At 73.1% G+C, this 24,834-nt stretch carries 19 protein-coding genes; 7 read left to right on the top strand and 12 right to left on the bottom strand.

Going from position 1 to position 24,834, the window contains the following annotated elements; translation table 11 throughout:
• Positions 1 to 122: 122 nt before the first annotated feature.
• Positions 123 to 446, bottom strand: coding sequence for a hypothetical protein (locus tag DPM19_RS00095; protein WP_111862679.1), 324 nt, complete (start codon positions 444 to 446; stop codon positions 123 to 125).
• A gap of 265 nt (positions 447 to 711) precedes the next feature.
• Between DPM19_RS00095 and DPM19_RS36895 the strand changes: the two genes are divergently transcribed.
• Positions 712 to 3,615: a helix-turn-helix transcriptional regulator gene (locus DPM19_RS36895; protein WP_111862678.1), complete on the top strand. Its 2,904-nt coding sequence runs from the start codon at positions 712 to 714 to the stop codon at positions 3,613 to 3,615.
• Positions 3,616 to 3,619: 4 nt separating this feature from the next.
• Here DPM19_RS36895 and DPM19_RS00085 read toward each other — a convergent pair whose 3' ends face one another.
• The 5 genes from DPM19_RS00085 to DPM19_RS00065 all read right to left on the bottom strand — a co-directional run bounded on the left by DPM19_RS00085 (position 3,620) and on the right by DPM19_RS00065 (position 7,963).
• The gene (locus DPM19_RS00085) at positions 3,620 to 4,360 is read right to left on the bottom strand and encodes a thioesterase II family protein (protein ID WP_111862677.1); all 741 of its coding nucleotides are present in this window, start codon (positions 4,358 to 4,360) and stop codon (positions 3,620 to 3,622) included.
• Between the two features lie 138 nt (positions 4,361 to 4,498).
• Positions 4,499 to 5,704, bottom strand: coding sequence for an ABC transporter permease (locus DPM19_RS00080; RefSeq protein WP_233509723.1), 1,206 nt, complete (start codon positions 5,702 to 5,704; stop codon positions 4,499 to 4,501).
• Positions 5,701 to 6,387, bottom strand: a complete 687-nt coding sequence (locus DPM19_RS00075) for an ABC transporter ATP-binding protein (RefSeq protein WP_407642459.1) — start codon at positions 6,385 to 6,387, stop codon at positions 5,701 to 5,703. The genes DPM19_RS00080 and DPM19_RS00075 overlap by 4 nt, the downstream gene beginning before the upstream one ends.
• A complete protein-coding gene (locus tag DPM19_RS00070) occupies positions 6,384 to 7,430 on the bottom strand; it encodes a peptidoglycan-binding protein (protein ID WP_111863306.1) in 1,047 nt (348 codons plus the stop codon). The genes DPM19_RS00075 and DPM19_RS00070 overlap by 4 nt, the downstream gene beginning before the upstream one ends.
• 5 nt (positions 7,431 to 7,435) lie before the next feature.
• On the bottom strand, positions 7,436 to 7,963 hold the full coding sequence (locus tag DPM19_RS00065; protein ID WP_111862676.1) for a hypothetical protein: 528 nt from the start codon (positions 7,961 to 7,963) through the stop codon (positions 7,436 to 7,438).
• Between the two features lie 138 nt (positions 7,964 to 8,101).
• On the opposite strand from DPM19_RS00065, the gene DPM19_RS00060 reads away from it, so the two are divergent.
• The 3 genes from DPM19_RS00060 to DPM19_RS00050 are packed head-to-tail and all read left to right on the top strand — an operon-like array spanning position 8,102 to position 11,086.
• Entirely contained in the window at positions 8,102 to 8,758 is a 657-nt protein-coding gene (locus DPM19_RS00060; protein ID WP_199484752.1) for a response regulator transcription factor, read from the top strand.
• Complete coding sequence (locus tag DPM19_RS00055; RefSeq protein WP_111862675.1) at positions 8,755 to 9,969, top strand: sensor histidine kinase; 1,215 nt, start codon at positions 8,755 to 8,757, stop codon at positions 9,967 to 9,969. The genes DPM19_RS00060 and DPM19_RS00055 overlap by 4 nt, the downstream gene beginning before the upstream one ends.
• A gap of 31 nt (positions 9,970 to 10,000) precedes the next feature.
• A complete protein-coding gene (locus DPM19_RS00050; RefSeq protein ID WP_111862674.1) occupies positions 10,001 to 11,086 on the top strand; it encodes an acyl-CoA dehydrogenase family protein in 1,086 nt (361 codons plus the stop codon).
• 32 nt (positions 11,087 to 11,118) lie between these two features.
• On the opposite strand, the gene DPM19_RS00045 is transcribed toward DPM19_RS00050, so the two are convergent.
• The 4 genes from DPM19_RS00045 to DPM19_RS00030 are packed head-to-tail and all read right to left on the bottom strand — an operon-like array spanning position 11,119 to position 17,820.
• Entirely contained in the window at positions 11,119 to 12,321 is a 1,203-nt protein-coding gene (locus DPM19_RS00045; protein WP_111862673.1) for a hypothetical protein, read from the bottom strand.
• Positions 12,318 to 15,020 carry a hypothetical protein gene (locus tag DPM19_RS00040; protein WP_111862672.1) on the bottom strand — a complete coding sequence of 901 codons (2,703 nt, stop codon included), beginning with the start codon at positions 15,018 to 15,020 and terminating at the stop codon, positions 12,318 to 12,320. The genes DPM19_RS00045 and DPM19_RS00040 overlap by 4 nt, the downstream gene beginning before the upstream one ends.
• A gap of 15 nt (positions 15,021 to 15,035) precedes the next feature.
• On the bottom strand, positions 15,036 to 16,067 hold the full coding sequence (locus tag DPM19_RS00035; RefSeq protein WP_146778697.1) for a hypothetical protein: 1,032 nt from the start codon (positions 16,065 to 16,067) through the stop codon (positions 15,036 to 15,038).
• On the bottom strand, positions 16,057 to 17,820 hold the full coding sequence (locus tag DPM19_RS00030; protein WP_111862670.1) for a hypothetical protein: 1,764 nt from the start codon (positions 17,818 to 17,820) through the stop codon (positions 16,057 to 16,059). The genes DPM19_RS00035 and DPM19_RS00030 overlap by 11 nt, the downstream gene beginning before the upstream one ends.
• A gap of 380 nt (positions 17,821 to 18,200) precedes the next feature.
• Between DPM19_RS00030 and DPM19_RS00025 the strand changes: the two genes are divergently transcribed.
• Entirely contained in the window at positions 18,201 to 19,667 is a 1,467-nt protein-coding gene (locus DPM19_RS00025; protein WP_158566658.1) for a DUF4407 domain-containing protein, read from the top strand.
• Positions 19,668 to 19,701: 34 nt separating this feature from the next.
• Complete coding sequence (locus DPM19_RS00020) at positions 19,702 to 21,378, top strand: protein kinase domain-containing protein (protein ID WP_111862668.1); 1,677 nt, start codon at positions 19,702 to 19,704, stop codon at positions 21,376 to 21,378.
• Positions 21,379 to 21,469: 91 nt separating this feature from the next.
• Here DPM19_RS00020 and DPM19_RS00015 read toward each other — a convergent pair whose 3' ends face one another.
• Together DPM19_RS00015 and DPM19_RS00010 are read right to left on the bottom strand one after the other, a co-directional pair.
• Positions 21,470 to 21,688 (bottom strand): DUF397 domain-containing protein, encoded by a 219-nt coding sequence (locus tag DPM19_RS00015; protein WP_199484751.1) that lies wholly within the window; start codon positions 21,686 to 21,688, stop codon positions 21,470 to 21,472.
• Positions 21,689 to 21,921: 233 nt separating this feature from the next.
• Positions 21,922 to 22,794: a helix-turn-helix domain-containing protein gene (locus DPM19_RS00010; RefSeq protein ID WP_111862666.1), complete on the bottom strand. Its 873-nt coding sequence runs from the start codon at positions 22,792 to 22,794 to the stop codon at positions 21,922 to 21,924.
• Positions 22,795 to 23,319: 525 nt separating this feature from the next.
• On the opposite strand from DPM19_RS00010, the gene DPM19_RS00005 reads away from it, so the two are divergent.
• On the top strand, positions 23,320 to 24,696 hold the full coding sequence (locus tag DPM19_RS00005) for a cyclic nucleotide-binding domain-containing protein (RefSeq protein WP_158566657.1): 1,377 nt from the start codon (positions 23,320 to 23,322) through the stop codon (positions 24,694 to 24,696).
• Positions 24,697 to 24,834 lie beyond the last annotated feature (138 nt).

Here is a 24,834-nt window from a genome sequence, read left to right as displayed (position 1 = left end):
CCCCCGGCCACGGGCAGGGCCGGGGGTCTTCCCTTGTCCGGCCCCCGTGCCCGACGGGCAGAATGCGAAAAGCCTGAAAGAGCGGCGGCCCAGCCGCTTCCCCTCGGATGGGCCACCTGCGGTCAGCCTTCTCGGACGTCCCGGAACGGAACCGGATCCTCCAGCAGCGGCGAGGAGGCCAGGGTGGTGAGATGTTCACGGGCCAGCCGCTCGATGACGTCCGGGCTCACCGCGATGCCCAGATGCGCGAGGCAGTTGCACGTGTCGCGCACGCAGGTGCTGATGGTGTGCCGGTCCAGGAACGGAAACTCCGCCGCGAGCCGCACGGCGATGTGTTCCGGATCACCGGTGGCGATACGACCTGGTGGCCTGCGGGCGGGTGCCGGCTCCGGAGCCGGCCGGTCGGCCATCTCGGGCCGCCGGTGAAGCGCCATCATCGAGGACATGAACGGATCACCTCATGCTGATCGGAGACATCGGGTCATGGCCCGCTCAGCACGGCTGCCAGAGGTCGGCAGCGCCGCGGGCTCACCAACCGCTAGCGGTCATACCCGCCAACCTGGGTCGAATACGCTATGGAACCAAATGATGACCAGGCGTTGACCGGAATGCTGCGTGTCCCGCCCCCGCCCCGGGGCCCGGCCGGTGGTAGGACTCCCCACCTGGCCGGACATAACGGATCATCCGCCCCATAGTGCGATACTCGGCGGCGTGGAACTGATCGGGCGGAGAGCGGAGCTGTCAGAACTGCTCGGCGCCTTCGACCGGGCCACCACGGGTCACGCCGTGACCGTGCTGGTCGGCGGCGACGCGGGGATCGGCAAGACCCGGCTGATCAACGAACTCACCGCGACCGTGCGCGACCGGGGCGGCACCGTCCTGACGGGCCAGTGCGCCGAACTCGGCGACACCATCCCCTACCTGCCGCTGACCGACGCCCTGTGGACCGCGAGCCGCGACCCCCGCACCGCCCCGGTACTGCACACCGCGCTGCACGACCGGCCGGTCCTGGCGCGGCTGCTCCCCGACGGCGAGGCCGGCGCCGACGGGCCGGCCGAGCTGGCCCGGCAGCGGCTGTTCGGCGCGGTGCTCGGCCTGCTGGGCGAACTCGCCGACGACCGGCCCGTACTGGTGGTGCTGGAGGATCTGCACTGGGCCGACCGCTCCACCCGTGACCTGCTCGTCTTCCTGAGCCGGGTGCTGGAACACGAGCGGGTGTGCCTGGTCGGCACCTACCGCTCCGACGACCTGCACCGGCGGCACCCGCTCCGGCTCGTCGTGGCCGAGCTGACCCGGCTGCCCGAGGTGACCTCGGTCGAGGTGCGGCCGTTCGGTCCCGCCGAGACCGCCGACTACACCACGGCGCTGGCGGGCGCCCCGCTCCCGGCGGACGTGGTGGCCCGGGTGCACGAGCGCTCGGAGGGCAACCCGTTCTACGCGGCGGAACTGCTGGCCGCCGCGAACGCCGGCGACGAACTGCCCGCGGTCCTCACCGACCTGCTGCTGTCCCGGATCGAGCAGCTGCCGGAACCCGCCCAGCGGGTGGTGCGGGCGGCCGCGGTGGCCGGCCGCCGGGTGGACGACACCCTGGTCCGCACGGTGTCAGGGCTGGACGAGGCGGAATGCGAGCGGGCACTGCGCGAGATCGTCTCGCACCGGCTGCTGGTGCCCGACGGGCCCGGCGGGTACACGTTCCGGCACGCGCTGCTACGCGAAGCCGTCTACACCGACCTGCTGCCCGGGGAACGGACCCGGCTGCACGCCGCCTTCGCCCGGCTGCTGGCCGCCGCGCCACCCGGCGGGCGCTCCCGGGCCGCGGCCGAACTGGCCCACCACAGCCTGGCCGCGCACGACCTGGCCACCGCCTTCGCCGCCTCGGTGACCGCGGGCCGGGAGGCCGACCGGCTGGGCGCCCCGGCCGAGGCGTGCGAGCACTACGACCGGGCGCTGTCGCTGTGGGACGCGGTCGGCGACCCCGAGGCCGCCGCCGGGCTCGACCGGAGCCGGCTGGCGCTGCGGGCGGTGGCGGCCCTGGCCCACGGCGGTGACCCGCACCGGGCCGTCGGGCGGCTGCGCCGGCTGCTCAACGACGCCGATCCCGCCGACCTGCCGCTGCGCGCGGAGCTCGGCGAGCGGCTCGCCTACCACCTCGCCGACCTGAGCGCCGAGGCCGAGGCACGGGCCACCGCCCGCACCGCCGTCGACCTGCTGCCGGCCGACCCGCCCACCCCGCAACGGGCCCGGGCGCTGTCCACCTATGCCCGCACCCTGCTGTGGAGCGACCAGCACGACGAGGTTCCGCGGTGGGCCGAGGAGGCGATCGCCGCCGCGCGGGCGACCGGGGCCGGCGACGCGGAGGCCGGCGCCCGGGTCTCGCTGGCCATCCACCGCGAGTCGCACACCGGCGCGGAACCGGCGACGGCGTTCGCCGCCGCCGTCGCGCTCGCCCGGGAGGCGGGCGACCCGCAGATCGCGCTCCGGGCCGCCTTCCACCACGCCCGGACGGCGTTCGACCGCGGTGACCTGCCGGGTGCGACGAAAGCCGCCGAAGAAGGAGTGCGGCTCGTCCTCGACGGCGGGCTCGGCCAGAGCACCTACGGCATGTTCCTACGCCTGCTGCGCTACCTGATCCACTACACCTCCGGAGAGTGGGACCGGACCGCCGAGCTGGCCGCCGGCTTCGGTACCCGGCCGCGCACCCGGGCCGAGGCCACCGAATCGGCGTACGCGCTGTTCCTGGAGGTGGCTCGCGGCGCCGGCACGGTCACCGAGCGGCTGCACCGGCTGGCGGCGTTCCGGCCCGCGGACGCGTTCAACGTCTACATCGCGCACGGCCTGGCCGCCGAGCACGCCCTGTGGGAGGGCGCGGTGGACGCGGCGATCGAGCACGTGACGACCGCGCTGGACGCGCTCGAACCCTACGACCCGGGCATCCTGCGGATCGCCGCCACCGGGCTGTGGGCGCAGGCCGACCGGGCGGCCGGAGCGCGGTCCGCCGGGGACGACGCCACCGCCCTGGAGGCCGTGCGGGCCGCCGACGACCTCGTTCGGCGGGCCCGCGAAACGGCCGCCGACGCCGCCGCCGGGATCCCCCGGGGCTGGCTCGGCGTCGAGGGGGTCGCGTGGCTGGCGCGGGCCGAGGCCGAGTGGCACCGGGCGCGCGGCGACGACGGGCCCGACCTGTGGCGGGCCGTGGTGGACGCCTTCGACTACGGGTTCGACTACGAGGTGGCCCGGTCGCGGCTGCGGCTGGCCGAGTCGCTCGCCGCGCACGGCGACCGCGCCGCCGCGACCGCCGAGTGGCGCCGGGCGCTGGAGACGGCCGAACGGCTCGGCGCCGCCCCGCTGGCACGGGCGCTGGACCGGCTGGGCCGCCGTGCCCGGCTGGGCGGCGGCGGCCGGCCAGGCGCGGGCCCGGCCGGGTTGACCGGCCGGGAGCGGGAGGTGCTGCGGCTGGTCGCGGCCGGGCGCAACAACCGCGAGATCGCCGCCGCCCTGGTCATCTCGCCGAAGACGGCAAGCGTGCACGTGTCCAACATCCTGGGCAAGCTGGGCGCCGCCAGCCGCACCCAGGCCGCCGCGATCGCCCACCGCGAGGGTCTGGTGGACGGCTGAGCCCTCAGGGGCCGGCGGGGACGTGCAGCGCACGCAGGATCTCGGCGATCACCTGCTCCCGGCGGGGGACGAGGTAGAAGTGGTCCCCCTCGAACGTCCGCAGGGCGAAGGCGCCGTCGGTGGCCTCGGCCCAGCCACCCGCCCCCGTGGCGTCCACGCGGGGGTCGGCGTCGCCGACCAGCGCGGTGACCGGGACGCCGAGCCGGGGCCCGGCGAGCTCGGTGTAAGCCTCGATGAGGGCGAAGTCGTTGCGCACGTACGGCAGCACCAGCTCGCGCAACTCCGGGTCCCGGAGCAGCTCGACGTCGGTGCCGCCCAGCTCGGCCAGTTCGGCCACCAGGGCGTCGTCGTCCAGCCCGGCGATGTTCTTGCCCGCGCCGCGGCGGTGCGGCGGGCGGGAGGCCGAGGCGAACAGGTGGCCGGGCGCGTTCCCCCGCTCCTGCAGCAGCCGGGCCACCTCGTAGGCCAGGACCGCCCCCATGCTGTGGCCGAACAGCGCCACCGGCCGGTCCAGCAGCGGGCCCAGCTCCCCGGCGACCAGCCGGGCCAGCCGCCCCATGTCGTCCACGAAGGGGTCCCGCATCCGGTCGGCGCGGCCGGGGTACTGCACGATGTGCATCTCGACCGCCGCGGGCAGCCGCCGGGACCAGGGCCGGTAGAACGCGGCCGACCCGCCCGCGTGCGGGAAGCAGAACAGCCGCAGCGACGCCCACGGGCGCGGCTCCGGGCAGCGCAGCCAGCTCATCTGGACGGGTCCTCCCACGTTCCCGAGGACGGCCGTTCCCGGGGCCGGGCGGCCGGACCATGCACGGTCGGCAGGCTATCCGCCCGGCCCGGCGGCCGGGACGCCGCCCTCCGGCGCGCCACCGGAGGGCGGCGCGTCTCAGGGGGCGGCGAGGGCCTCGGTGGGAGCCAGCCGGGCCGCCCGGATCGCCGGGTAGAGACCGGCGACCGCGCCGATCACCAGGGTCGCGGCGACACCGCCGACCATCGCCCACGGCGGCACCACCGCCGGCCAGCCCTGGCCGAAGGCGTACACCGCGGTGACCGCGATGCCGAGCAGTACCCCGCCGGCCCCGCCGAGCGCGGCCAGCAGCTGCGACTCGGTGAGGAACTGGATCCGGATCTGCGCCCGGGTGGCGCCCAGCGAGCGGCGCAACCCGATCTCGGCCCGCCGCTCCAGCACCGAGATCACCATGGTGTTGGCCACGCCGACCCCGCCGACCAGCAGCGCCACCCCGCCCAGCCCCAGCAGCAGGCCGGTGAAGGCCCGGTCGGTCGCGGCCTTGGCCTCCAGCGCCTCGGACGGCCGGCTCACCTTGACCTCGTTGGGCGACTCGGGATTGACGGCCGGGGCCAGCAGATCCCGCACCGCCTCCACCCGGTCCTCGGCGGCCCGGGTGTAGACGGTGGTGGGGTGACCGTCGAAGCCCAGCGCCGTCGTGGCCTGAGCCCAGCCGACCAGCGCCGCGCCGTCGAGCTCGGGGGCCAGCTCGGCCGGGGCGAGGACACCGATCACGGTGAACCACCGCTCCCCCAGCCAGACCTGCACGCCGGGCCCCGCCGCACCGACGCCCAGCCGCTCGGCCGCCGCCGCGCCCAGCACCACCGCCGGGTGCCGCGCCGTGGCCGCGTTCAGCCAGCCGCCGCTGGCGACCGTCAGGCCGACGGTGCCGGGCAGGTCGGTGCGGGCCGCCTGCACGCTGATCCCGCCGCTCTCGGCCGCCGGGATGCGGTCGTTGCGGTAGACCTTGGCGTCGGCGACCCGGCCGGTGGCCGACGCCGAGATGACGCCGGGCTGCCGGCCGACCATCCCGACCGACTCGGCGGGCAGGGACGCCTCCGCCCCGAAGAGGTCGTTGCCGGGCGCCGCGGTCAGCAGGTTCGTGCCGAGCCGGTCGAGCTCGGCCCGCAGCTCGGCGCGGCTGGAGGTGGAGATGCCCACCACCCCGACCATGGCGGCGATGCCGATGGCGATGCCCAGCGCGGACAGGAAGACCCGCAGCGGGCGGGCCCGCAGCCCGGCCGCGCCCACCCGCAGCACGTCCCGGAAGCCCAGCCGGGCGGCCCGCTCCTCCCGCGCGGTCACGGGACCATCACCGCCGCGGTGTCGCGGACCACCCGGCCGTCGCGCATCTCCACCCGGCGGGGCAGCGAGGCGGCGATGTCCCGATCATGGGTGATCACCACCACCGCGGTCCCGCCGCCGGCCAGCTCGCGCAGCAGGTCCAGCACCCCGGCCCCGGTGGCGGTGTCCAGCGCGCCGGTGGGCTCGTCCGCCAGCAGCAGCGACGGCTCCCCCACCACGGCCCGGGCGATCGCCACCCGCTGCTTCTCCCCGCCGGAGAGCTGGTGCGGGCGGTGGTCCATCCGGTGCCCCAGGCCGACCCGCCGCAGCGCCGCCGCGGCCCGGCGGCGCCGCTCGGCCAGCGGCGCTCCCGCGTACAGCAGCCCGTCGGCCACGTTGTCCAGGGCGCGCACCCCGGCGGCCAGGTGGAACTGCTGGAAGACGAACCCGAGCCGGTGCGCCCGCAGCGCCGACAGCCCCCGGTCCGACAGTTCCGCCACGTCCCGGCCCTCGATCCGGACCGTGCCGGAGCCGGGCAGGTCGAGCGTGCCCAGCAGGTGCAGCAGGGTCGACTTGCCGGAGCCGGAGGGGCCCACGATCGCGACCAGCTCACCGCGTCCCACGGCAAGGGAGACCCCGTCCACCGCGGTGACCCCGCCTGGGTAGGTGCGGGTCACCTCGACCAGTTCCGCCACGGGCGTCACCGGGGGACCCCGACCTTCATGCCCGCGGCCAGCCCGGCACCGCTCACCTCGACCCGTCCCGCGGCGAACATCCCGACCTCGACCTCGATCGTCCGGGTACCGCCCCCCGCGACGACCTGGACGCCGTACCCGCCCTCGGGCAACGCCAGCAGCGCGGCAACCGGCACGGCCAGCACGTTCTGCCGGCGCTCGGCGGCCAGGTGGACGTCCACCGGGGCCTGGTCGAGGCCGCCCAGCGCCTTCTGGTCGGCGACCGTGATCGTGACCTCGACGGTCGAGACGTCGGAGTCCTGGCCGGCCTTGGTCGCCACGGTCCCGATCCGGGTGATCTTCCCTTCGGTGGTCTTCCCGTCGGGCAGCTCGACGGTGGCGGTGGCGCCCCGTTCGGCGAGCCGCTGGTCCTTGACGTCGAGGTCCACGACGACGACGCGGGTGGTGCCGGTGTAGGTGTACAGCACCCCGCCGGCCGGGTCGCCGGTCGCCCGCTTGTGCTCGCCCACCCGGATCCGGCCGGGGGCGACCAGCGCCCGGGTCACCGTGCCCGTCTCCGGCAGGCCCAGGTCGTCCTGCCAGCTCCGGACGGCGTCCGCGGTGCCGGAGGTGTAGTCGTCGTCGACGGTGAAGCCGGTGTAGCCGAGCGCGCTCAGGTTGCGCTCCAGTTGCTTCACGTCCGAGCCGGACACCCCTGGCCGGAGCGCCCGGTAGACCGGCAGCGACCCGTACAGCAGCGGCACGGCCTCCCCGTCCACCCGGTAGGCGGGCTCGCCGCGGCCGACCGCGCCCCCCTCGGCGGGCAGCCAGGTCAGCATGCCCCCGCCGGCGCCGGTCGCGGTGCGCGGCTCGCCGTAACCGAGGGTGCCGTCGACCTGCTCGGTGTCGGTCAGCGTGGTGCGGACCACGTCGGCCGTGGCGGGCGGCAGGGCGCCGCGGGCGGGGGCCGCGTCCGCTCCGCCGCCGACCCCCACCGCGACCAGCCCGGCACCGCCCAGCACCACCGCGCCGCCGGTGGCCAGGGCCACCGTCCGGGGTCGTATCCGTCGCATCCGGCTCACTGCCCCCTCCCGAGCCGCTTGGGCCGGTACTGCGCGCACTTGCTGTTGGCCGCGCGGAACTCCGGGTCCTGCGGGTCGAGCCGCCGCCAGGTGTCCTGGTCGAGCCGGAGGCGGCCCTCGGGGTCGGGGTCGGGCATGTCGACGCCGTTCTCGCGCATGCACTTGGCGTACTGGCGCATCTTCTCGGTGTCCTCGGGTGAGAATGCGCGCAGCTCACCGCCGTTGGGCATCAGGTGCCGGCACTTGTCCATCGCTGCCTGCAGCTTCTCCCGGTCGGCCGACAGCAGCCGGCGCGCGTTCCCGTTCCCGCCGAAGGTGATGTTGCCGTCCGGGCCGACCTCGGGGTCGGGCATGTCGACGCCGTTCTCGCGCATGCACTTGGCGAACGCGCGCATCTTCTCCGTGTCGCCGGCGGCCGGGCTCTTGCGACCGGCGGCCGTGGCGGTCTCGTCCCCGCCGCAGGCCGTCAGGCCCAGCGCCAGCAGGGGGATCATGGCCGCCGCGGCGACCCTGGTTCTCCGCATGGTTCCTCCTCACCGTGCCGGGCGGGTTCCCGACAGACGGCGATTCCAGCGGGTGGGCGGTAACCAGGGCGTAACCACGTGAGGTTATGCCGGTGTTACCTCCCGGTCGTCAGGATGGGCGCGGACAGGGAGGTCGTGGTGCGCATACTGATCGCCGAGGACGAGCGGATGCTCGCGGACTCGCTCGCCGAGGGGCTACGGGCCGAGGCGCTGGCCGTCGACGTGGTCTACGACGGCGACACCGCGCTGGAACGGCTGGGCGTCAACGACTACGACGTGCTGGTCCTGGACCGCGACCTGCCCGTGGTGCACGGCGACGACGTGTGCCGGGCGGTGGTGGAGTCCGGGGCCCACGTCCGGGTGCTGATGCTGACCGCGGCCTGCGACGTGCCGGCCCGGGTGGCGGGGTTGCGGCTGGGCGCCGACGACTACCTGACCAAGCCGTTCGCGTTCGAGGAACTGGTCGCCCGGGTGCACGCGCTGGCCCGCCGGGCCCGGCCGGCCGACCCGCCGACCCTGGAGCGGGCGGGCATCCGGCTGGACCCCGCCCGCCGCGAGGTGCGCCGGGACGGGCGGCCCGTCCCGCTGGCCCGCAAGGAGTTCGGGCTGCTGGCCGAGTTGCTGCGGGCGGACGGCGCGGTGGTGTCGGCCGAGGAACTACTGGAGAAGGTGTGGGACGAGCACATCGATCCGTTCACCAACACGGTGCGGGTGACCTTGATGAAGTTGCGCCGCAAGCTGGGCGAGCCCGCGGTGATCGAGACCGTGCCGGGCGCGGGGTACCGGATCCGATGAGCCGGTTCCGCCTGCCCGGCCTGACGATCCGGGGCCGGCTCACCCTGCTGTACGGGGGGCTGTTCTTCGCGGCCGGGGCCCTGCTGCTCGGCCTCACGTACGTGCTCATGGCGCACAGCCTGGAGCGCCGGAACGGGCCGGTGGCCTCCCGGCTGCCGGACCTGGTGGCGCTCCAGCAGGACCCGGCGAACAAGACGTTCGCGGTGGACAAGGGCCAGCTACGGCTCACCCCGGAACAGGCGATCTTCTTCGAGCGGCTGCGCGGCGACCTGGTCCAGGCCCGCAAGGAGTACGAGCGCGACACGCTCAACTCGCTGCTGACCCAGGGCGGGCTGGCGCTGGGACTGGTCGGCGCCGCGGCGTGCGGCCTGGGCTGGCTGATGGCCGGGCGGGCGCTGCGCCCCATGCACCAGGTCACCGAGACGGCGCGGCGGGTCGCCGCCAGCCACAACCTCACCGAGCGGATCGGCTACACCGGCCCGCGCGACGACGTCAAGGAACTGGCCGACACCTTCGACGTCATGCTGGCCCGGCTGGCCCGCTCCTTCGACGGGCAGCGCCGGTTCGTCGCCAACGCCTCGCACGAGCTGCGCACCCCGCTGGCCATCAACCGGACCCTGGTGGACGTGGCACTGCGCCGCCCCGATGCCACCGAAGACGTCAGGCGGCTCGGCGACGCGCTGCTCGTCGTCAACACGCGGCACGAACGGCTGATCGACGGGCTGCTCACGCTGGCCGGCGGTGAGAACACGGTCATCGAGCGCGCCCCGGTGGACCTGGCCGACATCGCCGGCCACGTCATCGACGTGACCAAGGACGCCGGCGCCGGCCCCGACGTGGTCGCGCGCCGGTCGCTGCTGCCCGCGCCCACCTCGGGCGATCCGGTCCTGCTGGAGCGGCTGGTGCAGAACCTGGTGGAGAACGCGATGCGGCACAACGTCCCCGGCGGCGAGTTCCGGGTGTCCACCGGCCACCGCGACGGCCGCGCCGAGCTGGTGGTGAGCAACACCGGGCCGGTGGTGCCCCCCTACGAGGTGGAGGCCGCGTTCGAACCCTTCCGCCGGCTGCGCACCGAGCGGGTCGGTTCCGACCGCGGGGCCGGGCTGGGGCTCTCGATCGTCCGCGCGATCGCCACCGCGCACGGCGGGGAGGTCCGCGCCGAGTCCCGGCCAGGGGGAGGACTGATCGTCACCGTGCGGCTGCCCGGATAGGCTGCCGGCGCGATCGCCGAGGAGGCCGGGCATGGAACTCGCCGTCACCGAGGAGCAGGCCGAACTGCGCACCGCGCTGCGCCGCTTCTTCACCGACACCTCTCCCAGCGCCGAGGTCCGCCGCCGCATGGCGACGGCCGAGGGGTACGACCCCGCGTTCTGGGCCCGGCTGTCGGGCGAGCTCGGGCTGCCCGGGCTGGCCGTCCCCGAGGAGTACGGCGGCGCCGGGTACGGGATGCGCGAGCAGGCGGTCGCGCTGGAGGAGATGGGCCGGGCGCTCGTCTGCGCCCCCTACCTGTCGAGCGCGGTGCTGGCCGCGGGGGCGCTCGCGGCGTGCGGCGACGAGCCGGCCCGCCGGGAACTGCTGCCCGGCATCGCGGCGGGCACCACGCTGGCCACGCTGGCGGCCGGCGAGGAGGACGGCCGGGTGACCGCGGCACCGGCCCAGGCCGGCTGGGCGCTCGACGGCACCCGCACGCACGTCCTCGACGGGCACGTCGCCGACCTGCTCCTGGTGGTCGCCCGCACCCCGGACGGGCCGGCGCTCTTCGTGGTGGACGGCACGGCCCCCGGCCTGGACCGGACCGCGCTGACCACCCTGGACCAGACCCGCAGGCTGGCCCGGCTCGACTTCGCCTCCGTGCCCGCCCGCCCGGTCGCGGACTCCGCCGCCGCGGTGGCCCGGGCGCTGGACCTGGCCGCGGTCGCGCTGGCCGCCGAGCAGGTCGGTGGAGCACAGCGGGTGCTGGAGATGAGCGTGGAGTACGCCAAGGTCCGGCACCAGTTCGGCCGGCCGATCGGCTCCTTCCAGGCGATCAAGCACAAGTGCGCCGACATGCTGCTGGCGGTGGAGTCGGCCCGGTCGGCGGTGCTGTACGCCGCCACCGTCGCCGACACGGACCCGGCCGCCCTGCCCGCCGCTGCGGCGCTGGCCCAGGCGTACTGCTCCGAGGCCTACCTGACCGCCGCGGCCGAGAACATCCAGATCCACGGCGGGATCGGCTTCACCTGGGAGCACGACGCCCACCTGCACTTCAAGCGGGCCAAGTCGGCCGAACTGCTCTTCGGCTCCCCGGCCCACCACCGCCGTAACTTCGCCGACCTTGTGGGCATCTGACCCCGGCTGATCCCGGCTGACCCCGGCCGCGGTCACGGGTCGTCGCGGGGCCGGCCGGGGCCCAGGGGCACCAGGACGCTCGGTCCGCCTCCCACCGGTCTGAAGACGAGCGTCCCGGGGCCGGACCGGGCCGGATGCAAGGCGAGATGGTGGCCGCCGGCCAGCGGCGGGGGCACCACGGCCGTGATCCGCCCGCTCACCTTCAGCCGGATCCGGGCGCTCTCCGCACCGGTCTCCACCACCAGCGGATCGCCGCGGAAGTACGCGTACGGCGCCGAGCGCGGGTTCACCCGCACCCAGTGGCTCTCCAGCAGCCCGTCCTTGACCCGGCTCACCGCGACGGACACGTCGGGAACGTCGAAAACCGCCGCGCGCGCCCGGCCCCGGGCCATGAGCAACGCGCCCTCCACCGCACCGAACCGGCCGAGCACCTGCGGCTCCACCCCCGTCGCCGCCCGCACCGCCCGCTCCACCAGCGGGAACTCACCGAACCCGCCGGTCACCACCGCCTGGGCCGGCGGGCGGGCGGCCAGCAGCACGGGTACGGCCGTACCGATCCACTCGGCGGTCGGGGCGAAGCCTCGCGCCAGTTCCGCGACGGTCACCACCCCCTCGCCCAGCAACGGCTCCGTCCGTCCCCTCCGGTCGTCCACGGTGCGGTCGAGCACCCTCCTGATCAGGTCCCCGTGCTCCCGCACCAGGCTCGGCAGGTCGAGCGCGGTGCCCATCGGCCGGCGCCCGGCGAACGTCGTCTCGTAGGCCCGCCCCCCGACGCTCGCGCCGGGGCCGCCTTCGGCCACCTCGCACGGCAGGACGGTACGGCCCGTCACCTCGCACCTGGCGACGGTCACCCCGCTCGCCCCGGCGTCGCAGACCAGATAGGGGCCCGGGACCTCGAACCGGTGCCGCGCGGCGGCCCGCGCCGCCGCGGCCGCCACCTGGCCCACCCACGCCGTCTCCGGCCAGCCGAGCCCGGCGACGATCTCGCGCATCTCCTCCTGGGCGCGTGCCCCGCGCTCGCCCCCGTCGAACCACGCCTCGGGGGTGACGACCGTGATCGAGCCGGGTTCTCCCGGTACCTGGGAGCGGCCTTCCACCAGCAGGTCCCGCAGGAAGCCGGCCAGGCCACCAGCGGGCGTCGGCCGTTCGAGCGCCACCGGTGCCGCCGCGCCGACCAGTGCGAGCTTCGTCGTCGCGGCGCCCACGTCCAGCGCCGCGTGCAGCGGGCCGGTCATCCGGCCGGCTCCTCGGATCGCTGCTCGGTCCTGGCGTCCTCCTCCCGGCCGGCCGAGCGGTTGCCGCGCCGCCGGCCGCCCCTGCGCCTGGCCTCCGAGAGCAGCCCGTCGATGACGCGCCGGAGTTCCTCCAGTTCCTTACGGTCCTTGGCGGCGAAGTCCGGGGGCTGGTCGAAGTCGCCCCGCCGGGCCACCAGTTCCATCAGGTACAGCATGTCCAGCATGTGCCGGGGGAAGGCGACCATGACGTGGGTCCGGAAGTGCCCGGCCAGGGGGCTGCCGAAGCGCTCGGCCTCGATCTCCAGGGCCAGGTCGACCCACCAGGACACCGCCTCCTTCCCCTCGATCCCGGTCTTCTCCACCAGGTGTCCCCTCAGCCGCCACAGCACTTCGAGGGCGACCGCGGACGACTGGAGCCGCTTCTCCCGGGCCAGGAGGGCGTAGACCTGCTCGCGGTCGTGGCCGTTGAGATGGGCCTGGGTGATGTACTCCAGGACGTCGTCGGCGTTCTCCGGGGACGGCCGGCGCTCCGCCTGCGGGTGGCCGTGGCCCTGCGCCATCCAGTCGGTGAGCGCCTTCTGCTCCGCGGGGCCGGAGGGCTGTGGCAGGGCCGCTCGCGGCACGGGCGGGCGATCGAGGTCGTAGAGGAGATCCCGCAGGCGCGCGTCGCCGCCCGGGATCTTCTCGGCGGTGCGGTCGGCCAGCTGCCGGACCAGCCGCCGGACGTCGAGCAGGTCGCGGGAGTGGTTCCGCCAGTCCGGGCCGGAGAGGTAACGCAGCGTCCCCTCCATCAGCCTCGCCCGGCTCTCCATCGTCCACGAGGCGGTCCAGACCGCCTCGAACCCCTCCACGTACGCGGGCCAGTCCTTGGTGGGCACGTGCGGCAGGGCGACCGGCCGGCCGCCCAGCGCGATCAGCAGCACGTCGATGGACGCCCGCTGGTCCGGCCGGTGCGGCCGGGCGTCCCCGAGCAGCGCGATCCAGCGGCCGCGCTCCTCCTGGCCGAGGGACGGTGTGTCGTCCAGCCACCACCGGAAGGCGCGCAGAACCAGGTCGCGCAGCGCCGGTGGCCCCTGGGGGCCCAGCCACCGTTCGAACGCCGGCGTCAGCAGGTTCTGCCCCCTGCCGAAACCCCTGTTCATCAGCAGCGCGGCGCGGACGCGGTCATAGCCGCCCTGTTCCAGGGTGTCGAGCTGCGCCGGGGTGGGCCGGCGCAGTTCCAGGATCGAACGGAACGGCGCCGTCTCCTGGGGCATCACGGGAGCCAGCCAGTCCAGGAGACGGGTGAACTCCTCGGTCGTCCCCCCGGCCACCAGGTCCGCAATCAGCCGGTGGAACACCGATGGGTTCCGGGCGATCCCGTCCCGCGTCGCCCAGAACGCGTCCGGCCCCGCCCCCTCGATGATCTCCTGGCGCAGCAGCCGGGACATCGCCGCGGTACCGGCCTCGAGCGCGTCCTGCGTCCGGGGGAAGTCCAGCAGCCCGGCCAGGAAGCGATCGACCGAACCGTGGTCGCGAGCGTGCTCCAGCAGGTGCCCCACCTCCCGGGTGGGGCGGGCCCACAGGCGGTGGCCGGCCGTCTCGACCAGGGCCTCCTCCAGCGGGGACGACGTCTCCCCGACGACCTTCTCCCACCACCGCCGGATGCGCCCCCACTCCTGGCGGTCCTGATGCTTTTTGATCAGGTAGGTCAGCACCTCGCGCCGCTCGGCGGGTCCCAGGTCCCAGATCTGCGGCGCGTCCTCGCCGAACAGTTCCCACACCCGGGCGGGATCCGCGGCGTCCTCGCGGATCTTGAGTAGTTCCGTGAACGGCCCGCCGATGGTCAGCAACGTGCGCTTGGCCTCCTGCGGCTCGTCGAACTTCCGCGGCTCGCGTTCGGCGGCCAGCGCCCGGACGAGCTGCACCGGGCCGAGGCCGGAATGCCCCCGGCTCCCCTCCAGCAGGCCGGTGAGCTGCTTCAGGTACGTGTAAGCGACCGCCTCGTCGGGGGACACCAGGGCCTTCTGCGTCCGCCAGGGCACCGCCGCCGCGGAATCCCTGGCCCGCTTGGCGAACGAGAGCCGGATCCGGTGCGGTGAGGCGCTGTTGGTCCAGGTGGAGGCGGCGAGCCGGGTGCGGAATCCGTAGGGCAGCAGGCCCAGCACTGCGTCGAGGAAACGCAGCCGGTCGAGCAGCGGGACGTCCTCGGCCTGAAGGACACAGACCGAGCGTCCGGTGAGCAGCAACGCCGCCGTCTCACGGACGGTGTGGTCCCCGTATTTGGCGATGTCGTCGGCGACGGCCTGCGGTACGAGTTCGGGAACATCCACATGCAGCGCCGCCCCGCCCGGCTCGGCCGGCTCCAGGCCCTGCAACGCCTCGTACAGGCCCAGCAGGGTCACCGGGTGCCGGGCGACCTGCTCGTAGGGCAGGCAGAAGTACCGGGTCCGCGTGATCGCCCGGCCGACCCCGTCCTTCTTCCCGGACGTCTCCTGGATCGCCATGCCCAGATACGGCTGGTCGTTGGGGGCGACCCAGCTGAACGTCACCCTCGGCAGCGCGCTCGGAACGTCCGGGTTGCCGGGAGAGAAGCGGGTGATGATCCCCTCGAACTGCGCGGGCTGGAAGAGGCCCCGGCTGGCCGCCAGCACGGAGTAGTCGTCGCGCTCTCCCGCGCGCTTTCCGTACAGCGCCCATTCCACCTCGACGCGCACCATGGATCCCCCCGCTCCTCAGCGCCCGGTCTCGCTCGAGAGCTGGCGCCCCAGCCACAACAGGGGTTCCAGCACGTTGATGGGATGGATGTCGCCACGGATGCGGTAGCCCTCGCCCCCGTCGGGCACCACGTTCTGGTAGTCCGAGGCCCGGAAGCGCACCGTCCGGGGCGCGAGGTAGAAGCCGACCGCCGAGGTCGCGAAGTAACGCACCCGCTCCGGGCGGAAGTACCTCTTGATCGAGCCGTGCACCAGTGCGGCCTCGCGCGCCGAGGCGACCTGGCACAGGTCCTCGAACAGGTTCTCCGCGTTGTCGGGATGGACCTTGGGGAACATGTGCTTGTCGTCGGGGTCGAAGGTGATGTACCCCCGGGCCTTCGCCGTCTGGTAGACCCTCGGCTCGTCGAACTTGGTGATGCAGACGGCGAAGTGGTGCGGCAGCCTCCCGTTGATGAGCCGCCGGCCCTCCAGTGACCGCTTGGCGAGCAGCGCGAGCGTGCGCTGGAAGTACTGGAAGGCGTCCCCCTTCTCGCGCTCCCGGATCGGGTCGAAGAGGTAGACGATGCCGTCGCAGTCCGCCAGGTTGTCGATCAGCTTCTCCTCGTCCAGTTCGGAGCCGCCGCCCGCGCCGTCCATCCCCTCGTCCTCGTCGTCGAAGCCGAGCCCTTCGAGCTGGGACTGGTGGGCGTCCGTCTTGGGTTTGTGGCCGAAGACCCTGCCGGGGGCGTCGAGCACGTCCAGGTGGAGTTCCAGCGGGATCTTCTTGGTCTCCTTGCGCCGGCGGGTGCCGATCTCCACCTCCGTCTCGCTCATCAGGATCCAGCTCAGTTCCGACAGCGCCTCGGTGGCCGGCGGGAACCGGCGCTCGTGGGTGAGGGTGGTCGTGCTGTCGACGAGGAAGTCGACGGAGGGGTCGTCCACCCCGAAGATCGTCCACTCCTCGCTGCTCTGCGTGACGGCGATGTTCAAAGCGGCCAGGAAAGAGGTCTTGCCGCTGGTCGGCGCACCCCACAACCCGATGCGGCGCATCGTCCGGTCATCATGGTTCATCGGCATACCTCGTTTTCGTCGGCAGGGGAAAAGGGAGTCTGCTGTCGCGCGGCGCCAGGACGCCGATGTCGATGCCGAGCTGTCGGGGGTCCGCGTCCGCGAGGCCGTGCAGGGCGGTGTCCCCCAGCCGCGGCCACACGTTCTGGGCGCCGCCCTGCGGTCGGTCGACCACGGCCACCCGGGCGAGGCCGGCGCGTTCGAGCCGGCCCAGCAGCCGGTCCCAGTCATGGCCGTGCGGGCAGGGGTGAACGGCGTGCTCGCCCGCCTCGGCCGGGTGCGGCGACCGGCCGCCGACGGTCAGCAGGACGGCCTTGCGCCCGTCAGCGGGCCGCCATCGCCCCGCCACCTGGACGAGCATGTCCTCCACCGGGGCGGCCGCCGGGTATCCCGGCCCGGCGTACCGCAGCCGCGAGATCGAGCCCAGCACCTCCGCGGGAGGCGCCAGCCAGGCGCCGCGGACGACCTTCCCCTCCCCCAGCCGGGAGTCGAAGGCGTGGGCGCCGTAGCCCAGCAGCGCGATCCTGAGCCGCCCGGGCTCGGCCGCCTCCCCGTCCAGCAGTTTGACCAGCCCGCGGAGCAGCCGCAGCCGGGCCTCCACGTCGTCCCGGTCACCCGCCAGTTCCACCGCGCAGATCAGGTCGACCGCGGGGGCCGGGGGGTCGTAGCGTTCGGGCACCAGGCCGACGAGCGTGGCCCATGACCGGGGGTCGGGGGACAGACCCGCGGGCTCCAGGAAGCGGATCCGGCCGGCGGCCTCCAGCACCGCCCGGACCTGGTGCGGTCCGGGCGGCAGCTTCACCGAGGAGACCGACAGGGGACGCGGCTCGCGGTTGCCCTTCCAGGTGACCACGGCGAACACCGTGCCGTCGGCGTCGGACGGCGCGCAGTACACCGTCAGCGACGCCTCGTCGCCGGTCCGGGCACCGGCGGAGAACAGCGGGCGGGAGCGTAGCCCGATCCGCCGGGACTCCGGGTCCACCACGGCCAGCACGAGTTCGTACGCCTGGCGCAGCGGACCCGCCGCGATCAGCTCGTCGAGCAGGCCGCCGATCTCCGGCAGGGCGCCCCGGACGACCTGGGCACCGGTGCGGTTCAGCCGTAGCAGTTCCACGGCGCGTTCCGGCACCGGCCAGCCCGGTACCCCGCACAGCACGACGGTGGGGCCCTCCGGGAGGGTTCCGGCGATCTCCAGGACGGCGGTCTCCAGCGCCGCCCACAGGCGGTCGTGGTCGAACCCGGCGAGACCGCCGGCGAGTTGGAAGGACCGTTCCTCCGGGGCCGCCGCCAGCATCGGCAGCAGTTCGGTCCACGGGGCCGGCGCACCCGCGGGCCCGCCGCGCAGCGCGCCCTGCCGGTCCGGGGACACGGCGAACACGGCGATCCCCTGCCCGCCGACCTCGATTACGGTCAGGCCGTCTTCACCGCCCAGGTCGGCGAGCGCGTCCGACAGTGCCTCCTGCGGTGCGACATCGGCGGGCCGCTGGGCGGGGCGCGCGGCCCGCACCGCCTGGGCCCACTCCCGCTCGTCCGGCGCTCCGCCTCGGATGCAGCGGCTCCAGCGGCCCTCGATCGGGGAGACACGCGCCATCGCGACGGCGTCGAAGGCACGGCGGGCCCGGGCCAGCCGCTCGTCGAAACGGCGCTGTTCGGCCTCGGGCTCGTCGGCGAACCACCAGGGCGTCTCCAGCGCCCACCCGCAGTGCCGGCAGGCCGGGCCCGTCTCGATTTTCCGGTTGCAGACCGGACATCCCATGGAGGTGGGTTCTTCCGAATCTGCCGGAATCGACGATCTCATCCCCGCGCCTGACTCCTCATGTACATTCCGGCCATGCCGGAACTCGCCCCCACATATTGGCCATGCACCCCTATGACCAGTAGAGCCCGATAGCTATCAAAACATACACACCCACAACCGGGCCACGAGTGCGTAATGTTACACAGTCCCGGAATACCTTTAAGTAACACAAGTAAGGTATGCAAGTGGGGGCAAACTAGAGCTTCACCGGCACGCAGGGGCAACGGGGTAACGGGGCAACGAGCGTCGATCTTGCACGGGGAACCTTCGCAAGTGGGTTTCGGCCAACCCTTATTCCGCGGTTCGTCTATAACCAAACACGCAAGAAAGAGCAGCATGTGAGACGCTTTCTGATATGGCTCTCCGGAGCCCAGGCCGAAATCCTCGCCGAATGCCCGACCGACCGCGGCAAGTACGAAGGCATCGGCAGCGCCGTCCTCATCACCGCCTGCATGGCGGCCATCTCCATGGTCTTCGCCCTGAACACGGCACTGAACGTCCCCCTGCCCCTGGCCCTCGGCGCCGGGATGCTCTGGGGGCTTGCGATCATGAGCCTCGACCGCTGGCTGGTGGGGTCGATCCAGGGCCAGGAAAAGGCCTGGAAGAACATTATGACGGCCGTTCCCCGGCTCCTCCTCGCCCTGCTTTTCGGCATCGTCATATCCCACCCCCTGGTACTTCAGATATTCCGGCCGGAAATCGAAGCCCAGATCTCCCAGATCCAGCGAGCCGAATCCGACAAGTTCCTCGCGGAGCAGCAGCGCGGCAACGTCGGTAAAGAGATCACGCAGCGCCAGCGGGAAGTCGACGGCTTGCAGAAGGTCATCACATCCCGCGGCACCGACAGCATCGACCCCAACACCGATCCGAAAGTGCGCGGGCTGACCGTACAGCGCGATGACCAGCAGAAGACGGTGGATGCCCTCTACGCGGAATGGCGATGCCAACTCGACGGGTCCTACAACGGCCGGACATGCAACGCCGGTCAGGGGCCGTTGGCCAACGCCACCAAAAAGAAGCACGACCAGGCCCAAGCCCGGCTGAGCAGCCTGAACAGGCAGATCGAGGACCGCAAGAAGGAACTCACCGCCGGCGACAGAAACAGCCGGGCCACCCGCCTCGACTATGCGCGGAAGGAACTGCCCAAAGCCCAGGAGCGCCTCACCGCGCTACGCGACCAACAGCAGGCCGCCCAAACGGCCTTCGAGGCCAAGAACAAGGCGTCCACCGGGCTGCTGATCCGGCTCAAGGCCCTCGATGAGGTGGCCAAGACCAACGACACCCTGAACTCCGCGCGCCTCATCCTGCTGGCCTTCATCATGGCCATCGAGTGTCTGCCGATCATTGTGAAGCTGATGCAGACGTTCGGCCCGCCCAGCAACTACGACAAGATCCGCAAGATTAAGGAAAACGCGCAGATGCGGGTGGCCGAGGAGCACATCAAGCAGGATCAGATGGACAAGATCCTGGGCGGCCAGGAATCCATCGAGAAGATCTGGGACGACCCCGTCCCGCCGCCGCGGCCACCGCGTCCCACCACGCCGCTGCACGAGGATCCCTGGGCGGGCGACGGCCAGTCCGCCCCCTTCTCCGCCCAGGGGCCGCACGATCCCTGGGAGGACGACCGGCTGCGCCGGATGACCGACCAGTTCGAGTCCGAGCCGCGCTCCTCCGCGCCCCGCGATCCGAGGGACGTGCCGCCTCCCAACGGGGCGCCGGTCGGCGGAACCGACACCGGGGCCCTCGACGACGACCTCGACCTCGGCTCCCCCTGGCACCGGCCCTCGGACGAGTGGCGGAACTGACGCGCACCACGGGACACGAACACGAAAGGTCCCCATGACCGACTACGTCGCGGGTCGTTACCGGCTGCTGCGGAAGCTGGGCGAGGGCGGGATGGGCAGCGTCTGGCTCGCCCACGACGAGACCCTCGGCCGCCGGGTGGCGCTCAAGGAGATCCTCCTCTCGCAGCGCGCCCGGCGCGGCCGGGAACTCGACGACCTCCGGGCCCGGGCCAAGCGGGAGGCCCGGGCCGTCGCCCGGCTCGGACGGCACCGCAACATCATCACGATCTACGACGTCTTCGACGAGGACGACGACCCGTGGATCGTGATGGAGTACATCGACGGCCGGTCGCTCGACGACCTGATCAGCCGACGTCATCCGGCGCTCGACGAATCCGGGATCGCCCGGATCGGCCGGGCCATGCTCGAAGCGCTGAGCGCCGCCCACACCGTGGGCGTGGTGCATCGCGACGTCAAGCCCTCCAACGTCCTCGTCGAGCAGGAGTCGAACGAGGCCGTCCTCGTCGACTTCGGAATCGCGACCATCGCGGGCCAGGAGACGATCACACGGACGGGCCGGCTGGTGGGGACCTTCGAGTTCATCGCCCCCGAACGGTTCGCCCACCGCTCGCCCGCGGAGGAGCCCTCCGACCTCTGGTCGCTGGGAGTGACCCTCTACCATGCCGCGACCGGCCGGTCACCCTTCCGCCGCGGGGACGAGGCCGCCACCATCGCCGCCATCCTGCACGAGGCCCCCCCGCCGCTGCCGCGCCCGGACCGGCTCGCCGAGGTGATCCTCCGGTTGCTCGACAAGAACCCGCGCACCCGGATCGGCGCGCGGGAGGCCCTGGAACGGCTCGGGCCGATCGCGGCGGGCCCCCCGACGCGCCGACCGGGGAACGGCGGAAAGCCCGGGCCGCCACCGCCGGACAGCCGAACGTCGCCGACACCGCCGCCCACGCCCACCCCGGACCCGTCCACTCCGACGGGCCCGCGTTCCCGGTTCGCGGCCATCGCCGAGAAGGAGCCGGCCAAGGCCGCCGAGATCCTGTACCGGGCGGGTCACCGCAGGGCCGGTGACATGCTGGACAGGTTGTCGGCCGGGCCCGCCGCGGCAGCGGTGATCGGCGTGATGTCCGTGGAGAACGCGGGCGGCGTCCTGGGTCATGCGCTGCCGCAGACGGCGGCGCGAGTCCTGATTTCCCTTCCGCCCGATCACGCCGCCAAGATCCTGGCCCGGATGGAGGACAAGCCCGCGGCGGCCATCGTCGGTGCCGCGGGCGACCTGGAACGCTTCGCCGCCCTCCTGCGCCTCATGCCGGCACGGGCCGTGAGCGGCATCTTCGATCACGCTCGGACACGGACCGCGGTGACGCTGCTGCCGCTGCTGGGACCCGCCCGGGCCGCCGAAATCCTCACGCGGATGAGCCTGCGTCCCGCCGCGCTGGTGGTGGAGGCGCTGGCACCCGACACGGATACCGCCGTGCCGGTGATCGAAGCCATGTTCACCCGGTCCGCGCAGTCGGCCCGGCCCGCACCGCCGCCCGGTTCCGGTCGGCCTACGCGGTTCGTCCCCCGGGTCTGCCGGGTGCTGAACCACGTGCGTCCCCGGGCGACGGCCGCCGTCCTGGCCGCCACCGACGCCGCGCTGGCCGCCGAGATCCTGGCCGGCATGGACCCCACGGTGGCGGCCCAGGTGATCGTGCTGCTGAACGAAAGCCCGGAGGGCTAGCGCGGGGTCCTTCGAACCGCCCTTCGGCTCCCCGGCCCGCCGCCGCAGCTTCGCCGGCCCCGTGGGCAGCTGACCGCGGGGCCGGGGGCGCTCACCGGGCCCGCTCCGGGTCGAAGTCTCCGGCACCGATTCCGGTGAGGAGCGCCCGCCACTCCGCCGCGGCAAGGAGGATCACCGGCCCCTGCGGGTCGCGGGAGTCCCGAACCGCGACCGCTCCGCGGAGGGAGGCGACCTCTACGCAGTCCACGTTCGGCGAGCGGCTGCTCTTGCGCCAGGCCGGCGCAGTAGACCGGTTCGGCTCCACCGTCATATGTCGACCTTCCATCCCGAGCGAGCAGGCTTGCTTCGCCGTGAGATCGAAGAGCGCGCCACACTCGGAGAACTGAGCAGGCGAAACAAGGGGCCCACGACCCTGTGGAGAGATTTCCCGATCAGAGTGTAAAACGAAGAACCTTGTCCGCCTATACACCGCACAAGATCAGATTCTTCGCTTTGAGGCGACAACCGCCTGTTTATTCACTCAGCGGACGATCTCCCCTCTCCCTACATCATGGCCTCGGCGGCCTCTTCGATCAGAGCCACCGACTTCTCCGGGGACAGCGACTCCTCACGGAGGATCTCGAAGGCATCGCGGTAGTCGGAGATGAGGGGGTCGTCGCCCGTGAACATGACGCTCGGACCTCGCCCGCCCTCCTGGTAGAGCACGTCGCTGAGGCCGGCCTCGAACTCCAGCACCGCGAAGGACCCCTCCCGCATGCCCGGATGGGCACCGACGCTGAAGGGGATCACCCTGACCGTCACGTGGTCGTCCTCACGGGCGATCCGAGCGAGATGGGCGAGTTGGGCCGGCATGATGCCGGGGTCGCGCTTCACTCCGACGTGCCGCCTGATCACGGCCTCGTCCAGGATGTAGGTGCGCTCCGGCGGATTCTCGCGCTGCGCGACCTCCTGCTGGCGTTGCAGCCTGATCCGGACCACGGTGCCGACCTCCACCGGCCCCACCGCGCCGGAGGTGATGATCTCGGCGTACTCGGGGGTCTGCAGCAGGCCCGGGATCACCGACCCCTGGTAGTCGCGCAGATAGGACATCCCGGCCTCGTAACCGAGGAAGGCGTAGAAGATGTCGGGGATCTGCCCCCGGTAGATGTTCCACCAGGCGGGCTCCCGGGCCCCCCGGGCGAGCTCCTGGAGCCGGTCGGCCTGCTCACCGCCGGTGACCCCGTACTGGAGCAGCAGCACCTGGAGGTCGGACTTGGTGATGCTCGTCTTGCCGCCCTCGATGCGGATCAACTTGCTGGGCGACCACTCCAGATCCCGCGCCACCTGCTCCTGCGTCAGCTTCCTTTCCCTGCGCAGCCGTACAAGCTCATTCCTGAGCAGCGCGCTCTGGACAACAGGTCCGTAGCCGGTCGCCATATATGGATCACACTCTCCGTAGTCACAGGATGCCAAAGTTCAGCCAGATAGCCGGAGGCCAGCCGACAGCAGGGGCCATCTCAGACTACAACCCGGCGCCAGGGCACGGCACACATGGCTTCCATGCACCGATCCTCCATGCATTGCTCCCCCGAGCGTTCTGTCCTATTTCATACAGTCGGGTTAGTGTATGCAAGGTAGCATCACGGTATAAGACATAGAGACATCAGTTGCCATGAGACGTTAAGAAACACCATCTTCGCGAAGATCGCGAATCCGGGCGCACGGGAGCCGCCTCGGATCCGCGCCGCGGAGGGAACCGGAGAACCGGCCGTGCATTCCCATTCCCGCCCCTCCCCACCGCTCCGCACAGGGAACCCCCGATGCGCCCACACCCCGACCGGCACGTCCCAACGGGCCCGCCACGTCCGGCCGCCGTCCCCTCCCCCGGCCGTCCCGGCCCGCCCGGATGAGGGGGCGGGCATGACACGGACGCGCACCCCCGGCGGGTCCCGTCGGTCACGCGTGGCTGCCCACCTGAGGCTGCTCGTGCTGCTCGCCGGCATCCCGTCGGCCCTCGTCGCCGGCGGCCTGGTCGCCGGTGGCCTCGGCGCCTGCGTCGCCGGCGTGCTGATGCTGGCCGCCGTCCCCGTCGCGGGCTTCACCCGCAACCAGATGGAGCTGACCAGCAGAGGGCGCGAGGTCGCCACGACGGTGGAGGAGGTACGGGCGCTCAAGGCGAGCGACGCCGCGGCCTTCACCGCGATCTTCCGCCGCACCGGCGACGGACACGGTCCGGCCCTCCCCCCGGCCGGTACGACCCGCCCGCCGGACGTGCCCGTCCCCGGGCCCGCCGGGCCGCCCGCCCACGAGGACGCCCTGGGCGGCGCCGGTCCCGGGGACGCCCTTCCGTTCTGGCTGCGGCTCACCCAAGCTGAACGGCACGCGCTGGACGCGATGGCCCACGACGCGACCTTCCCGGCGGGAGCCGTGCTGTGGGAGGAGGGGGCGCCCGCCGACCACGTACTGATCATCCGGACGGGCCAGGTGAAAATCATCCTGACCAGGGCCGGCGGCGAGCGGCTCATCGCCCGGCGCGGGCCCGGCGACATCATCGGGGAACGCGCCGCGCTGCTGGTGCGGCGCCGTTCCGCCACGGTCGGCGCGCTCGGCCCGGTACACGCCATGCTGGTGTCCACCGCGGCCTTCGGGGCGTTCCTGAACGCCCATCCCCGGGTGCTCAGCCTGCTGGAACACGAGATCTACCAGCGGCTCACCGGGGAACTCCCCGCCCGCGGCGGCGGCCGGGAGCACTGGGCGGGCCAGAACTGCTCGATCCTCTACACCGACATCGCCGGATTCGGCGGCCGGCACCGCGACGACGAGGACCGGCGCACCGTCCGGAACGTCATGTACGCGCTGCTGCGGGACGCCCTCGAACACTGCGGACTGTCCTGGGACGCCTGCCACCACGAGGACCGGGGCGACGGAGTCCTGGTGATCGCCGGCCCCGAAACGCCCACCCGCGCGCTCACCGACCCGCTCCTGACGGACCTGGCCGCCCGCCTGCGGCAGCACAACCGCAGGGCGGTCCCGGCCACCCGCATCCAGTTGCGGGCCGCGCTGGACGTCGGGCCGGTCGTCGCCGACGACGCCGGCGTGACCGGGTACGCGATCATCAACGCCGCCCGGCTGCTGGACGCTCCCGCCCTCAAGGGCGCGCTCGCCGAGACCGCCGCCGACCTGGGCTTCATCACCTCGGCCTTCGTCTACGAGACGACGGTCCGGCAGACCCCCGGGCGCATCGACCCCGACCGGTACCAGCGCGTCACCGTGCAGGTCAAGGAGATGGCCGCCGAGGGCTGGATGTACCTGTCGAACCCGCCCACCGGCCGGAGCTAGCCCGGGCTAGATGTACTGCTCATGGACGTTGGTGACGGCGACACGGGCCGGATGTTGTTGAAATAGGGAGGACCTCCCAGGTGTGGTGTGGAGCTACCACACAGCCACTCCGCACCCGTAGGAGGTCCTCGTGCCCCA

It is taken from the genome of Actinomadura craniellae (assembly GCF_003289645.1).
Lineage (GTDB): Bacteria > Actinomycetota > Actinomycetes > Streptosporangiales > Streptosporangiaceae > Actinomadura_D > Actinomadura_D craniellae.
The sequence above is the reverse complement of the archived record's forward strand: the minus strand, read 5'-3'. Positions and strand labels throughout refer to the sequence as shown.

Coding starts and splice junctions, on each gene's coding strand:
- DPM19_RS00095 (WP_111862679.1), bottom strand. CDS start 446: ATGTCCTCGATGATGGCGCTTCACCGGCGGCCCGAGATGGCCGACCGG.
- DPM19_RS00085 (WP_111862677.1), bottom strand. CDS start 4,360: ATGAGCTGGCTGCGCTGCCCGGAGCCGCGCCCGTGGGCGTCGCTGCGG.
- DPM19_RS00070 (WP_111863306.1), bottom strand. CDS start 7,430: ATGCGACGGATACGACCCCGGACGGTGGCCCTGGCCACCGGCGGCGCG.
- DPM19_RS00065 (WP_111862676.1), bottom strand. CDS start 7,963: ATGCGGAGAACCAGGGTCGCCGCGGCGGCCATGATCCCCCTGCTGGCG.
- DPM19_RS00055 (WP_111862675.1), top strand. CDS start 8,755: ATGAGCCGGTTCCGCCTGCCCGGCCTGACGATCCGGGGCCGGCTCACC.
- DPM19_RS00050 (WP_111862674.1), top strand. CDS start 10,001: ATGGAACTCGCCGTCACCGAGGAGCAGGCCGAACTGCGCACCGCGCTG.
- DPM19_RS00045 (WP_111862673.1), bottom strand. CDS start 12,321: ATGACCGGCCCGCTGCACGCGGCGCTGGACGTGGGCGCCGCGACGACG.
- DPM19_RS00040 (WP_111862672.1), bottom strand. CDS start 15,020: ATGGTGCGCGTCGAGGTGGAATGGGCGCTGTACGGAAAGCGCGCGGGA.
- DPM19_RS00035 (WP_146778697.1), bottom strand. CDS start 16,067: ATGAACCATGATGACCGGACGATGCGCCGCATCGGGTTGTGGGGTGCG.
- DPM19_RS00030 (WP_111862670.1), bottom strand. CDS start 17,820: ATGGGATGTCCGGTCTGCAACCGGAAAATCGAGACGGGCCCGGCCTGC.
- DPM19_RS00020 (WP_111862668.1), top strand. CDS start 19,702: ATGACCGACTACGTCGCGGGTCGTTACCGGCTGCTGCGGAAGCTGGGC.
- DPM19_RS00015 (WP_199484751.1), bottom strand. CDS start 21,688: ATGACGGTGGAGCCGAACCGGTCTACTGCGCCGGCCTGGCGCAAGAGC.
- DPM19_RS00010 (WP_111862666.1), bottom strand. CDS start 22,794: ATGGCGACCGGCTACGGACCTGTTGTCCAGAGCGCGCTGCTCAGGAAT.